15 protein-coding genes and 3 tRNA genes are annotated in these 12,292 nt (G+C 70.7%); 3 read left to right on the forward strand and 15 right to left on the reverse strand.

Annotated elements, in window-relative coordinates; genetic code table 11:
* Positions 1–6: 6 nt before the first annotated feature.
* Positions 7–1,074, forward strand: a complete 1,068-nt coding sequence (locus tag ACFOY2_RS19610) for an alpha/beta hydrolase (RefSeq protein WP_379529494.1) — start codon at positions 7–9, stop codon at positions 1,072–1,074.
* A gap of 60 nt (positions 1,075–1,134) precedes the next feature.
* Positions 1,135–2,754, forward strand: a complete 1,620-nt coding sequence (locus tag ACFOY2_RS19615) for an AMP-binding protein (protein ID WP_379529495.1) — start codon at positions 1,135–1,137, stop codon at positions 2,752–2,754.
* 68 nt (positions 2,755–2,822) lie between these two features.
* Here ACFOY2_RS19615 and ACFOY2_RS19620 read toward each other — a convergent pair whose 3' ends face one another.
* From ACFOY2_RS19620 to ACFOY2_RS19640, 5 genes are read right to left on the reverse strand one after another with little or no spacing between them, the layout of a single operon-like run.
* Positions 2,823–3,503 carry a type 1 glutamine amidotransferase gene (locus ACFOY2_RS19620; protein WP_379529496.1) on the reverse strand — a complete coding sequence of 227 codons (681 nt, stop codon included), beginning with the start codon at positions 3,501–3,503 and terminating at the stop codon, positions 2,823–2,825.
* Positions 3,496–3,894 carry a DUF5655 domain-containing protein gene (locus tag ACFOY2_RS19625; RefSeq protein WP_379529497.1) on the reverse strand — a complete coding sequence of 133 codons (399 nt, stop codon included), beginning with the start codon at positions 3,892–3,894 and terminating at the stop codon, positions 3,496–3,498. Before ACFOY2_RS19625 ends, ACFOY2_RS19620 begins: the two co-directional genes overlap by 8 nt.
* A complete protein-coding gene (locus tag ACFOY2_RS19630; protein ID WP_379529498.1) occupies positions 3,891–4,718 on the reverse strand; it encodes a bifunctional 5,10-methylenetetrahydrofolate dehydrogenase/5,10-methenyltetrahydrofolate cyclohydrolase in 828 nt (275 codons plus the stop codon). Before ACFOY2_RS19630 ends, ACFOY2_RS19625 begins: the two co-directional genes overlap by 4 nt.
* Positions 4,715–5,320 carry a cyclodeaminase/cyclohydrolase family protein gene (locus tag ACFOY2_RS19635; RefSeq protein ID WP_357816064.1) on the reverse strand — a complete coding sequence of 202 codons (606 nt, stop codon included), beginning with the start codon at positions 5,318–5,320 and terminating at the stop codon, positions 4,715–4,717. Before ACFOY2_RS19635 ends, ACFOY2_RS19630 begins: the two co-directional genes overlap by 4 nt.
* A 28-nt stretch (positions 5,321–5,348) precedes the next feature.
* Positions 5,349–5,846 carry a hypothetical protein gene (locus ACFOY2_RS19640; protein WP_379529499.1) on the reverse strand — a complete coding sequence of 166 codons (498 nt, stop codon included), beginning with the start codon at positions 5,844–5,846 and terminating at the stop codon, positions 5,349–5,351.
* 191 nt (positions 5,847–6,037) lie between these two features.
* On the opposite strand from ACFOY2_RS19640, the gene ACFOY2_RS19645 reads away from it, so the two are divergent.
* Positions 6,038–6,946 carry an SMP-30/gluconolactonase/LRE family protein gene (locus tag ACFOY2_RS19645; protein ID WP_379529500.1) on the forward strand — a complete coding sequence of 303 codons (909 nt, stop codon included), beginning with the start codon at positions 6,038–6,040 and terminating at the stop codon, positions 6,944–6,946.
* A gap of 43 nt (positions 6,947–6,989) precedes the next feature.
* Here ACFOY2_RS19645 and ACFOY2_RS19650 read toward each other — a convergent pair whose 3' ends face one another.
* The 10 genes from ACFOY2_RS19650 to ACFOY2_RS19695 form a co-directional block, all read right to left on the reverse strand.
* Entirely contained in the window at positions 6,990–7,754 is a 765-nt protein-coding gene (locus ACFOY2_RS19650) for a chitosanase (protein WP_379529501.1), read from the reverse strand.
* 52 nt (positions 7,755–7,806) lie between these two features.
* The gene (locus ACFOY2_RS19655) at positions 7,807–8,418 is read right to left on the reverse strand and encodes an FMN reductase (protein WP_379529502.1); all 612 of its coding nucleotides are present in this window, start codon (positions 8,416–8,418) and stop codon (positions 7,807–7,809) included.
* 41 nt (positions 8,419–8,459) lie between these two features.
* The gene (locus ACFOY2_RS19660; protein WP_379529503.1) at positions 8,460–9,530 is read right to left on the reverse strand and encodes an LLM class flavin-dependent oxidoreductase; all 1,071 of its coding nucleotides are present in this window, start codon (positions 9,528–9,530) and stop codon (positions 8,460–8,462) included.
* A 71-nt stretch (positions 9,531–9,601) separates the two neighbouring features.
* Positions 9,602–10,222 carry an NAD-dependent epimerase/dehydratase family protein gene (locus ACFOY2_RS19665; RefSeq protein WP_379529504.1) on the reverse strand — a complete coding sequence of 207 codons (621 nt, stop codon included), beginning with the start codon at positions 10,220–10,222 and terminating at the stop codon, positions 9,602–9,604.
* Positions 10,223–10,244: 22 nt separating this feature from the next.
* A complete protein-coding gene (locus tag ACFOY2_RS19670; protein ID WP_379529505.1) occupies positions 10,245–10,835 on the reverse strand; it encodes a DUF4291 domain-containing protein in 591 nt (196 codons plus the stop codon).
* 49 nt (positions 10,836–10,884) lie between these two features.
* Positions 10,885–11,319, reverse strand: a complete 435-nt coding sequence (locus ACFOY2_RS19675; protein ID WP_379529506.1) for a nuclear transport factor 2 family protein — start codon at positions 11,317–11,319, stop codon at positions 10,885–10,887.
* 15 nt (positions 11,320–11,334) lie between these two features.
* Positions 11,335–11,847 (reverse strand): nitroreductase family protein, encoded by a 513-nt coding sequence (locus tag ACFOY2_RS19680; protein ID WP_379529507.1) that lies wholly within the window; start codon positions 11,845–11,847, stop codon positions 11,335–11,337.
* 140 nt (positions 11,848–11,987) lie between these two features.
* A tRNA-Val gene (locus ACFOY2_RS19685) sits at positions 11,988–12,062 on the reverse strand.
* 1 nt (position 12,063) lies between these two features.
* Positions 12,064–12,137: transfer RNA gene (locus ACFOY2_RS19690), tRNA-Cys, on the reverse strand.
* 15 nt (positions 12,138–12,152) lie between these two features.
* Positions 12,153–12,224 (reverse strand) — tRNA-Gly (locus ACFOY2_RS19695).
* Between the last annotated feature and the right edge of the window lie 68 nt (positions 12,225–12,292).

The raw sequence follows: 12,292 nt of genomic DNA on the forward strand, positions 1-12,292 counted from the left end.
GCTCCCGTGCGCGAGGTGCTGGTGGTCGTCGGCCCCGGGGTGGCCGCCGACGCCGCGTTGCTGGGTGAGGTGGCCGAGCGGGAGTTCGCCGCGCTGGGCGTGCGCGGCGCGGTCCGTCACGTGCGTGACGCCGCCGATCTGCCGACCGTCGCGGACGGGGTGTCGCTGGTCGTGATCCCCGGGCCCCAGTTGCGGGCGCCCTTGGGGCGGCCCGTGGTCCGGGTGGACGTCGAGCGGGCCGACCGGGTGGAACCGGGCCCCGGGGTCGCGCACATTCACGGACGGGGCATCGCCGGGGTCGCGTGGGGCATCAGGCACGCCGTGCACCGGACGCGGCATCCCGCGCGGCGGGTCCCCTACGGGCCGGAACGGGACCAATGGGGCGAGCTGTACCTGCCAGGGGACGTCGCGGGTGTGCCGGTTGTGGCGCTCGTGCACGGTGGCTATTGGCGCTCGATCTGGGCGGCCGACCTGATGGACGCGCTCTGCGCCGACCTGGCCGGGCGCGGGCTCGCGGTGTGGAACCTGGAGTACCGGCGTCCCGACCTGCACGGGTGGGCGGCGACGACCGCCGACGTGGCGGCCGGGCTGGAGGCGCTGGCCGGCCTCGACGCGCCGCTCGACCTCGGCAGGGTCGCGGTGGCGGGGCATTCGGCGGGGGCGCAGCTCGCGCTGCGGGCCGTCGCCGACGGGGCGCCGGTGGCGCTGGCGGTCTCGCTGGCGGGCGTGCTCGACCTCGTCGAGGCCGACCGGCGGTGGCTGAGCGCGGGCGCCGTCTCCGCCGCCCTCGGCGGACCCGCCGCCGAGCGCGACCGGCGCGTCGGTCGGCGCGACCAGTACGGTGCGGCGTCGCCGTTGCTCAGGTTGCCCCTCGGGGTGCGGCAGCTCGTCGTCCAGGGTGCGGCCGACGATCTGGACCTCGTCGACTTCGGCCGGCGGTACGCGCGGGCGGCCGTGCAGGCGGGCGATGAGGTGACATATCTGGAAATGGCGGGCGATCACTTCGACGTCATCACCCCGGGCACCCCGATCTGGCAGGCCACTGCCGAAGCTGTCACCGCCGCCCTGACCTGACCCGGGCTACGCGCCGCCGGGGTCTGGTGCGTACGCGGGAGCCGGGCTGACACTGTGGGCATGCTGTCGTACTCCAGCGCCACCGCAGGCGTTCCCCTGCTCGGCGAGACGATCGGCCAGAACCTCGAACGCACCGTGGCCCGCTTCGGCGACCGAGAAGCCCTCGTCGACGTGCCCACGGGCCGCAGATGGACCTACACCCAACTCAACGACGACGTGGACGACCTGGCCAGGGCACTGCTGGCCAGAGGCGTGGCCAAGGGCGACAGGGTCGGCATCTGGGCGCCCAACCGCGCCGAGTGGCTGCTCGTCCAGTACGCCACCGCCAAGATCGGCGCGATCCTGGTCAACGTCAACCCGGCCTACCGCACCCACGAGCTGCGGTACGTGGTCGAGCAGTCGGGCATGCGCCTGCTGTTCAGCGCGCTGACGCACAAGAGCGGCGACTACCGCGCGATGGTCGAGGAGATCGGCTTCCGCGACGTCGTCTACCTGGACGACCAGAGCTGGGACACCCTGGCGGAGCAGGCGGAGCGGACGGACCGGGCCGCGCTGGAACGGCGCATGGCGGAGCTGGCCTTCGACGACCCGATCAACATCCAGTACACCTCGGGCACGACCGGCTTCCCCAAGGGCGCGACCCTGTCACACCACAACATCCTCAACAACGGCTACTTCGTCGGCGAGCTGATCCACTACACCGAACACGACCGGGTCTGCCTGCCGGTGCCGTTTTACCACTGTTTCGGCATGGTCATGGGCAATTTGGGCGCGACCTCGCACGGCTCCTGCGTGGTGATCCCGTCGCCGGGGTTCGACCCGGAGGCGACGCTGGCGGCCGTGCAACAGGAGAGGTGCACGTCCCTGTACGGCGTGCCGACGATGTTCATCGCGGAGCTGGCCGTGGCCGCCGGCTACGACCTGTCCTCGCTCAGGACCGGCATCATGGCCGGCTCGCCGTGCCCGGTCGAGGTCATGAAGCGCGTCGTCGGCGAGATGAACATGCGCGAGGTCGCCATCTGCTACGGCATGACCGAGACCTCGCCGGTGTCCACGATGACCAGGTCCGACGACGACCTGGCCCGCAGGACCGAGACGGTCGGCCGGGTGATGCCGCACGTCGAGGTGAAGATCGTGCACCCGGAGACCCGTCTCACCGTGCCCAGGGGCGAGCCGGGCGAGCTGTGCACCCGCGGCTACTCCGTCATGCTCGGCTACTGGAACGAGCCGGGCAAGACCGCCGAGGCCATCGACGCGGCCCGCTGGATGCGCACCGGCGACCTGGCCACCATGGACGACGACGGCTACGTCAACGTGGTCGGCCGGATCAAGGACATGATCATCAGGGGCGGCGAGAACGTCTATCCGCGCGAGGTCGAGGAGTTCCTCTACGGCCATCCGGACATCTCCGACGTGCAGGTCATCGGGGTGCCCGACGAGAAGTACGGCGAGGAGGTCATGGCCTGGGTCGTCATGCGGCCCGGCGCCGAGCCGCTGACGGCCGAGCACATCAGGCGGTTCTGCGCCGACAGGCTGGCGCACTACAAGATCCCCAGGTACGTGCACGTCGCCGACGCCTTCCCGCTGACCGTGACCGGGAAGATCAGGAAGGTGGAGATGCGGGAGCGGTCGGTGGAACTGCTCGGACTGCGGGCCGCCGCCGAGGTCCGCAACGCCTGACAAGCGACGCCGACCGCAGCGTCCGGGGCCGAGCCACGGGCGTCGCGGACCGCGACACCTGACGGGAGCTACTGGGCGAGAGCCGCGAACCGCATCGTCACCTCGCGCCAGATCGGCGTCGAGATCGGCTCGTCGGCCACCGCCTTGGCATGCACCTCGTCGGGGTCGAAGCCGTCGGCCCGCCACTCGCGTATCCGCTCGGGCAGCACCTCGGGATGGAACTGCACACCCCACGCCCGCTCGCCCACCCGGAACGCCTGGTAGGGGCAGGCCGCGGTCTCGGCCAGCCAGACGGCCCCCGAGGGCAGCCTGGTGATGGCGTCCTTGTGGTGCTCGACGGCGGGCACCACCGAGGGCAACCCGTGGAAGAGCGGGTCGCCAGCGGCCTCGGGTCGCAGGGTGAGCGGCAGGCTGCCGTTCTCGGGCGCGCCCGTGTCGCCGGTCACCTCGCCGCCCGCGACCTGCGCGAGCATCTGCCCGCCCAGGCAGATGCCGAACAACGGCACGCCCTCGTCGAGCGCCTGCCCGACCAGCCGCCTGGCGTCGGCCAGCCACGGGGCCCTGGCGTCGTCGCCCGGCAGGTAGCCGCCGCCCAGCATGATCATGGCGTCGTGGCCGAGCCGGTCGGGCAGGAGAGCGCCCTCATGGGCGAGGACGACGTCCGGCTTGAGCCCAGCCTCCTCCAGCCAACCGCCCACGCGGCCGGGGCCGCCGCTCCTGCTGTTCTGCACGATCAGCACGTCACCCATCGCAGGCCTCCGCCATGAAGTCGAGGATCGGCTCGTCCACGTCCTCCACGCGGGTGAGCTTGAACAAGTGCACCGTGCGCCCGCCCGCCATCGGCAGCACCCTGGCGATGAGCGGGTGCTCGACCCGCCGGGGCAGCACCAGTTCCAGTGACAGGCTGCGGGCCTTCGGGCGTATCTCGGCGAACTTGTGCCGGCTCTTGAGGAACACCCCGACCCGCACGGCGTCCTCGTGAATCGGGCCGAGCCCGGCGACCAGCCGGTCGTAGATCTCCCGGTAGACCGGTGGGAAGGGCGCGAACGTCTCGTCCACCGTGCAGCCGGGCACGCACACATGGGACTGCCGCTGACGGGCGAACTCGCGATCGCACTGCGGGCACGTCCAGCGGGTCACGGCAGGTTCGCCGCCCTGGCGGTGTGGCGCAGCAGCAGCGCGGTGGTCACCGGGCCGACGCCGCCGGGCACCGGGGTGAGCGCGCCCGCCACGCCCGCGACCGCGCCGGAGTCGACGTCGCCGGTCAGCCCGCCGTCGTCGGTCGGGTTGGTGCCGACGTCGATCACCACCGCGCCGGGGGCCACGTGCCCGGCCCCGATCAGCGCGGCCCGGCCGGCGGCCGCGACCAGCACGTCGGCCGTGGAGGTGACGGCGGCCAGGTCGCGGGTGCGCGAGTGGCTGACCGTGACGGTGGCGTGCCGGTCGAGCAGCAGGTGGGCCAGCGGCTTGCCGACCACGGTCGAACGGCCGACCACCACCGCCCGCCGGCCTGTCAGGTCGACCTCGTAGTGGTCGAGCAGCGCCATGACGGCCGCGGCCGTTGCGGGCGGGAACGCGGGCAGCCCGGCCGCCAGGCGGCCGAGCGAGAGCGGGTTGGCGCCGTCGACGTCCTTGCGGGGGTCGATGGAGGCGGCCAGTTCCTGCGCCGAGGCGCCGGCGGGCAGCGGGGTCTGCAGCATGACGCCGTGCACGTTGGAGTCGGAGCTGAGCCTGGACAGCGTCTGGCCGATCTGTTCGGCCGTGGCCCGCGGGCCCAGGTCGACCACGTCGCAGGCGACGCCCACGCCGGCCGCGGCCTTGGCGATCGAGCGGACGTACCACAGGCTCGCCTCGTCGGCGGTCGCGACCACCACGGCCAGTCTCGGCTGGGGGCCCGCCGCGGCCTCGGCCTCCGTCTGGGTCCTGATGGCGGCGGCCAGGTCTTTGCCGGACAGGGTCTTCACGACGTGATCTCCTCGCGTACCTCGGCGGTGACCCAGTCTGCCCTGGCGACGGCGGTGTCGACACCGCCGACACGGTGGTTCAGCTCCTCGCGTACTCGCGGGTCCTTGATGCCGGCCAGGTTGATCTCGACGTTCATCCTGGCCGTGGTGAGCGCGGCGCGCGCCGCGTCGGCGGCGGCGGCCACGTCGGTGACCACGTTGCGGTTGGCGATGGGCAGCAGCAGCTCGCACAGCTCGACCACCCGGACGGCGGTCTCGACCACCCTGGCGGGCGGCTCGGCCGCGCCGGCCAACGCCCTGGCGATGGCGGCGCTGCGCTCCTCGCCCTTGGGAAGGCGGTAGGCGTCGGTGACCGCGGTGAAGGCCGCCGCGTCCTCTTCGGCCAGCCGCAGCGCCCGCGCCCGCAGGCTGTCGGTCTCGGCGATCACCGCGACCACGGTCTCGGCGTGGGAGGTGTACCTCTCGCCGGTCGTGTAGCGGGCGACCATGCCGAGCAGCGCGGCGGCCTGCGCCGCGTGCAGGGCGGCCGTCGCGCCACCTCCCGGCGCGGGCACGCGGTCTGCCAGCTCGGTCAGGAAGTCGACGATCTTCAAGTCGCGCATGGCGGCATTCTGCCAGGCGACCCGGTCCTCATTCGCGGTACATCGGCCGTGTGGTGTCGTCCGGGTAGTACGGCGACTGGGCGGGAGCGTAGTCGGGCTCGTAGACGGCCCGTTCGGCGGCCGAGCGCCACCGCGAAGGGAACAGCGACGTGACCACCAGGGCGATCCCCAGGAACAGCAGGACTCCCGAGGAGGCCAGGGTCTGGAAGCCCGGCTCGAACGTGACGGGCAGCCATCCGTCCGGCAGCAGCCGAAGCCCCTGCGACTCCAGGGTCGGCATGACGCCGAGCGCGCCGAAGGCCAGGCCGCCCAGCAGGGAGGCGATGGGCGACAGGCGCGAGCCGAACAGGAAGGCCGCCACGATCGCCGACGCGGCCAGGGCGGCCAGCCCCAGCCAGGAGATCTCGAACGCGGTCCTCGATCTGAGCAGTATTTCGCCGACGCCGAACCACAGCCCGGCGGCGACCAGCGGAGGGAGGAGCAGTCCCGCGACCACTCCCAGAACATGACGGGCACCGTTTGACATAACTAAACCCCGTTTGTTCGCTTCGTACCACAACCTACCGCTTGATCCCTCAGTGTGGTGTGCTCTTCGAGCCAAGCCTGATGCCGACGAACCGACCCCTTCGGTTCGTGCGCGAGGAAATTTCTCCAAACTCCCTGTGAAGCCCGTTCTGGGTCTTTGCGGAGACGATCTCCCCGGGCATCGTGAGCCGCATGAGATCCACGATCCTGAAGACCGCACTGGGCGCCATCATCGTGATCTTGCTCGGCGCCGCGCCCGCGCATGCCACGGGCAAACCCGACACCTTCGCGCTGCCCAACGGGTTCCAGCCGGAGGGGATAGAGATCGGGCCCGGCCCCTTCGCCTACTTCGGCTCCCGCGTGAGCGGTGACATCTACCGGGCCGACCTGCGCACCGGCAAGGGGTCGGTCGTCAGCAAGGGCCCCGGCACGCCCTCGCTCGGGCTCAAGACCGACGGGCGCCGGCTGTTCGTGGCCGGCGGCACGGGCGGCAACGCGCGGGTGATCGACCTGCGGACCGGCGAGGTCCTCAAGTCCTACCAGCTCACCGCCGACCCGGCGTTCGTCAACGACGTCATCCTCACCGGCGACAGCGCCTACTTCACCGACTCGCGCAACCCCGTCCTGTACAAACTGCCGCTCGGACGCGGCGGCGCGCTGCCCGACGCCGCCGTCACGATCCCGCTCAGCGGCGCCATCCAGTACGAGACCGGCAACAACGCCAACGGCATCGCCCTCAGCCCCGACCGCAAGTCATTGCTGATCGTCCAGTCCAACACCGGCAAGCTCTTCGAGGCCGACCCGGCCACCGGCGTCACCACCGAGGTGGACCTGGGCGGCGAGACGCTGGTCAACGGCGACGGGCTGCTGCTGTCCGGCCGCACCCTGTACGTCGTGCAGAACCGCCTCAACGCGATCGCCGTCATCGACCTGGCCAGGGACGGCTCGTCGGGCAAGGTCGCCAAGCGGCTGACCGACCCCCGCTTCGACGTCCCGACCACGGTCGCCGCCTTCGGCCACCGCCTCTACCTGCCCAACGCCCGCTTCACGACGACCCCGGCCCCGGACACGCCGTACTCGGTGGTCGCCGTCAAACCCTGACGAACGGCAGTCGCCCCGTCGTCACCGGCGGAGCGAGTCGGGGTCAGCTCTTGATGGTGTAGCTGTCGCCGTAGACCTTCCAGGTCAGCGGCGGGTTCAGCTCGAGGTTGCCGTTCTTGAGGAAGACCCGCTGCATGGTGTCCACCCGGGTCGTGTCCTCGTGCGCGTCCTCGGCCTTCATGGCCGTCCTGCGGGCGTCCATGAAGGCGTTCAGGTACCTCACCTCGTCCCCGCCCTGCGCCGGCGGCTTGGCCTTGGCCAGGGCGTTCTTCCTGATGCCGCCGAAGCTGAGCTTGCCGGTCCCCGGCCCGTGCATCACCATGGCGTCGTAGTAGGCGAACTGCCCCAGCGCCCGCAGCCCGTCCTTCCTGGCCTGCCAGACGGCCGGGTCGAAGTACACCCGGTCCCGCTCGTCGTTCTGCGCCTGCTGGAAGACGGGGTCCTTGGCGGCCGTCTTCCAGTCCTTGGTGAAGGTCGGGTCGAGCCCCTTGTGGGAGTCGGTGCCGTTGACCTTGCGCAGAGCGGGCAGGTACTTGGCCAGGACGTTGCCCGGCTTGCGCTTGGCGTAGAGCTCGACGAGTTCCAGCATGTCGCTCGTGCCGGAGCAGAAGCCGATGATCCCGGCCGTGTAGCCCCGGTCGTCCTCGATGTCCTCGATGTAGCCGTACTGGGCCTTCCAGTCGAGCGAGGAGTTCTCCGCGCTGGACACCAGCCGCATGGCGATGTCCTTCTTGTGCGGCTCGTTGAGGTCGACGGGGGCCGGAGCCGTGACGGTGAGGGAGAGGGCCAGGAGTGGGGCGGTCAGCACGTGTGCTCCTGTCAGAGTACGTTAGGAAAGTTTCCTAACGGACCATACTCCCTCAGGCGCCGGAAATTCCGTCGGTTCGGCGAAGAGCCGCGAGTTGCTCCTCGAACGGGACCAGTCTCTCCTCCTCCGGCCTTCGCGTGTGCGTCAGCAAAGCGGCCAGTTCGTCGGCGGCCCGCTCGATGCGCTCGCCGAGCCCGTCGGTGAAGGAGTCGGCCGCGCCGCCCCAGTCCTCCGAGGCCGCGTACACGGCGGTCGGGACGACCACGGCCCGCAGGTAGGCGAAGAGCGGGCGCAGCGCGTGCTCCAGGGCCAGCGAGTGGCGGGCGGTGCCGCCGGTGGCCGCGATGAGCACCGGCTTGCCCGTCAGCGCCGTGTTGTCCAGCACGTCGAAGAACGACTTGAACAGGCCGCTGTAGGAGCCGCTGAAGATCGGCGTGACGGCGACGAGCCCGTCGGCTTCCGTCACCGTCTCGATCGCCGCCCGCAGCTTCGCGTTGGGGAAGCCGGTCACGAAGGCGCCTGCGATGTCCACGGCCAGCTCGCGCAGCTCGACGACCTGGGTGCGCACGTCGGCGCGGCGCGAGACGGCCGAGGCCAGGCGGTCGGCGAGCAGGCGGGTGGAGGAGGGCTGGGTCAACCCCGCCGTGACGACGACGAGCTTCATAGAGGATGGGTCTCCTTCCGGATGTGGCGGGCCGTGAGCCGTCAAACGGCCGCGAGCAGCGAGGCGTGGGTCGGCGCGTCCGGCACCTCGGCGGGACGGCCTGCGGCGAACTCCTTGCGCAGCACCGGCACGACCTCCTCGCCCAGCAGGTCGAGCTGCTCCAGCACGGTCTTGAGCGGCAGCCCCGCGTGGTCCATCAGGAACAACTGCCGCTGGTAGTCGCCGAAGTGCTCCCTGAACTCCAGCGTCCTGTCGATGACCTGCTGCGGGCTGCCCACGGTGAGCGGCGTCTCGGCGGTGAACTCCTCCAGCGAGGGGCCGTGGCCGTACACGGGGGCGTTGTCGAAGTAGGGACGGAACTCGCGCACCGCGTCCTGGGAGTTCCTGCGCATGAACACCTGGCCGCCCAGGCCCACGACGGCCTGCTCGGGCGTGCCGTGGCCGTAATGGGCGTACCTCTGCCGGTAGAGGGTGATCAGGCGGATGAAGTGCTCTTTGGGCCAGAAGATGTTGTTGGCGAAGAAGCCATCGCCGTAGTACGCGGCCTGCTCGGCGATCTCCGGGCTGCGGATCGAGCCGTGCCACACGAACGGCGGCACGCCGTCCAGCGGGCGGGGCGTGGAGGTGAAGCCCTGCAGCGGCGTGCGGAAGCGGCCCTCCCAGTCGACCACGTCCTCACGCCAGAGCCGGTGCAGCAGCGCGTAGTTCTCGACCGCCAGCGGGATGCCCTGCCTGATGTCCTGGCCGAACCACGGGTAGACCGGCCCGGTGTTGCCCCGGCCCAGCATGAGGTCGACCCGCCCGTCCGCCAGGTGCTGCAGCATGGCGAAGTCCTCGGCGATCTTCACCGGGTCGTTCGTGGTGATCAGGGTCGTGGCGGTGGACAGCACCAGGCGTTCGGTCCTGGCGGCGATGTAGCCGAGCATGGTGGTGGGCGAGGACGGGACGAACGGCGGGTTGTGGTGCTCGCCCGTCGCGAACACCTCCAGCCCGACCTCCTCGGCCTTGAGCGCGATCGTCACCATGGCCTTGATCCGCTCGTGCTCGGTCGGCGTCCTGCCCGTGGTCGGGTCCATGGTCACGTCGCCCACGCTGAAGATCCCGAACTGCACTTGGTCACCATCCACGACTGTTGAATCTTTGACGGCTACGCCAGCGCCGGAGGGCGCCCGGTTATTCCAACCTATGAGGCCAGGGCGTTGATGTCGGCGGGGCCGAGGACGCGCTTGCCCGCCCCGCGCTCCGCCACATTGATCATGGCCTGGCCGATGCGCTCGGTCGTGGTCACCGTCGTGGGGAACAGCCGCCGCACAACCGGGAACACCGGCCTGGTCACGACGTAGGCCAGCCGGTAGAACCGCGTTCGGGAGCCGGACACGGGCCGGACGTAGCCGGGACGGAACACGTACGCCGAAAGCGGCAGGGCGAGCAGCGCGTTCTCCGTCACCCTGTCCCGGGCGTCGGCGCTGGAGACGTACACGAAGGTCGAGCCAGGACTCAGCCGCGCCAGCGTGGCCGCCACCGACAGCGTGAAATCGTGAGTGACGCGCCGGTAGGCGGGCTCGCTCATCCCGGCAGAGGAGACTTCGAGGCAGAAGAAGCAGGCGTCGTAGCCGGCCAGTTCGGCCTCGATCGGCCCCAGGTCGAGCAGATCGCCGTGGACGATCTCGCGGAGCTTGCCTCCTGAGACGCCCGTGGCGGCCCGCCCCACGGACAGCACGGCGCTCACCCGGTCGTCCAGCAGGCATTCCCGCAGGACCCCGCCCCCGATCATGCCGGTGGCCCCGAACAGGATCACTCTCATCAGACACCTCCGAGGAGACCCCTCACCCACCAGGCGGTGACCAAGCCTGAAGCGTCTCCACGATGTCGGTAGACAGAGGATATGGCCGCTCGGCGGGTAGCAGCGGGCTCACGTCGTCTCCGCGCGTCAGCGCCGCGCGCACCTCGCGGGCCAGGTCCGTGACGTCCTCGATGCCCAGCGTCCACTCCTCGACGTAGCGCCGCACCGCCTCGCCCGACAGCCCGACCTGGATCGACCGGTACGGCAGCGCCTCATGCCTCGGCCCCCGCTCGGGGTCCCACTGGATCCGCACCGGGCTACGCCGCAGGCGTGCGCCCCAATCGGGGCGGCGGTCGTCGTGGCTCGGGCACGAGTGCGCGAGCGCCCACGCGAACCCCTCCCGGCTGAGCGAGATCGCCAGCACCCGCTCCTGCCCCGCCTTGGTGGCGTACCCGCAGCGGTACATCATCCACAGGAACGACGGCTTGATCCAGGTCATGCGCTCCCGTTTGAACGGGGGCACGAACCGCCGCGCCGCCAGGGCCGGTTCGGCGATGGCGGCGGCGTAGGCCTGGTAGACGGTGATCGACTCCTCGGTGTAGCGGGCACGTATCTGCCGGTTCGGGACGTTCATGGAGCCGAGCGTGGCGAAGAACGCGGCCGGAGCACAACCGGATTACGCGTCAGTGGGCGGTGCGCCAGCTCTGCTCCTCCACCAGCTCCGCGCTACGCCACCCGTCGGGGGTGCGCCGCAGGCGGTGGTGGTACCAGCCGCCCCCGTGCAGGAAGCCCTCGGTACCGGCCGCGACCATGTCCCGCGTCGGCGCGAGGGTGTCGGTGAAGGGGGCGCTCACGCGCGCTTCACCGTCCTCCCCGAAGTCGATCGCCGGGGCGCCGATCAGGTGCAGGCGGCCGGGCCAGTGCGACAACACCTCCGCCAGCCAGGTTTTGGCCTCGTCCCGCGATCCCCTGATGCCTCCCGAGGAGGTGTAGTCGATCGTCGCGTCCTGGCTGAAGACGTCGTCGAGCAGATCCCACTGCCCGGAGTCGACGGCGCGGGTGTAGCGGGCCAGCAGATCGGCGATTTCGAGGCGGTCGGCGATTTCCTGAGCGTCCATGGGGTGATCGTCGCGCTACGGGCGCTCGATGACCAGATCACTCAGCGGCAGCCTTCCCTGAGGGACGGCAGGAACGCCGCGCGGGGCCGGGGCAGGACGGCCGAGCGAGACGGCCGTACGGACGTGCCACGGATCCCGCACGCCCGCGAGCTCCGTGGCCTTCCGGGCGTTCTCGGCGGGGAAGAACGAGGCGGGGCAACTCCCCAAGCCCAGAGCGTGGGCGGCCAGCATGAGGTTCTGGGCCGCCCTGCCCGCGTCGAACTCGGCGTCCTGCGTGCTCAGCGACGCGTCCACGGCCAGCAGAACGACCACGGGCGCCCCCGCCAAATGCCCTGCGTAGGCGCCGAGGCGGCTCAGCTCGCGCAGGAGGCCGCGGTCGCGGACCACCACGAACCGCCACGGCTGCCGGTTACGCGCCGACCCGGCCCACCGCGCGGCCTCCAGGACGGCCGTGAGCTGGTCTCGGGTGACGGGCTCCGCCGTGAACGCGCGGGTCGCCCTGAGGCTCTTGATCAACTCCATGGACATGCCCGCCAGGCTAGCCGCACGTCAATCCTGGACGCCGGGGTGAAACCGGCCGTCGGGAGAGCGCCGTTGCCACCGACGAGCATAGGGATCGCAGATCACGAAATAAGCCCCAGACCGGTGGTCTGGGGCTTATCGAGAAATGGTGGACGATACTGGGATTGAACCAGTGACCTCTTCCGTGTCAGGGAAGCGCTCTCCCGCTGAGCTAATCGTCCTTGGAGGTGGCGACGGGATTTGAACCCGTGTGGACGGCTTTGCAGGCCGCTGCCTCGCCTCTCGGCCACGCCACCGAGCCGGAAGCTCCGAGCGGAAGACGGGATTCGAACCCGCGACCCTCACCTTGGCAAGGTGATGCTCTACCACTGAGCCACTTCCGCGTGCCGCTTCGGTATCACCGGGCGACTGAGAGAACTCTAGCGAATCCTGGCCGAGTCCCCAAACTGGA

It is taken from the genome of Nonomuraea purpurea (assembly GCF_042650645.1).
Classification (GTDB): domain Bacteria; phylum Actinomycetota; class Actinomycetes; order Streptosporangiales; family Streptosporangiaceae; genus Nonomuraea; species Nonomuraea purpurea.

Coding starts and splice junctions, on each gene's coding strand:
- ACFOY2_RS19655 (WP_379529502.1), bottom strand. CDS start 8,418: ATGAAGCTCGTCGTCGTCACGGCGGGGTTGACCCAGCCCTCCTCCACC.
- ACFOY2_RS19640 (WP_379529499.1), bottom strand. CDS start 5,846: ATGTCAAACGGTGCCCGTCATGTTCTGGGAGTGGTCGCGGGACTGCTC.
- ACFOY2_RS19670 (WP_379529505.1), bottom strand. CDS start 10,835: ATGAACGTCCCGAACCGGCAGATACGTGCCCGCTACACCGAGGAGTCG.
- ACFOY2_RS19665 (WP_379529504.1), bottom strand. CDS start 10,222: ATGAGAGTGATCCTGTTCGGGGCCACCGGCATGATCGGGGGCGGGGTC.
- ACFOY2_RS19680 (WP_379529507.1), bottom strand. CDS start 11,847: ATGTCCATGGAGTTGATCAAGAGCCTCAGGGCGACCCGCGCGTTCACG.
- ACFOY2_RS19675 (WP_379529506.1), bottom strand. CDS start 11,319: ATGGACGCTCAGGAAATCGCCGACCGCCTCGAAATCGCCGATCTGCTG.
- ACFOY2_RS19615 (WP_379529495.1), top strand. CDS start 1,135: ATGCTGTCGTACTCCAGCGCCACCGCAGGCGTTCCCCTGCTCGGCGAG.
- ACFOY2_RS19635 (WP_357816064.1), bottom strand. CDS start 5,320: ATGCGCGACTTGAAGATCGTCGACTTCCTGACCGAGCTGGCAGACCGC.
- ACFOY2_RS19620 (WP_379529496.1), bottom strand. CDS start 3,503: ATGGGTGACGTGCTGATCGTGCAGAACAGCAGGAGCGGCGGCCCCGGC.
- ACFOY2_RS19645 (WP_379529500.1), top strand. CDS start 6,038: ATGAGATCCACGATCCTGAAGACCGCACTGGGCGCCATCATCGTGATC.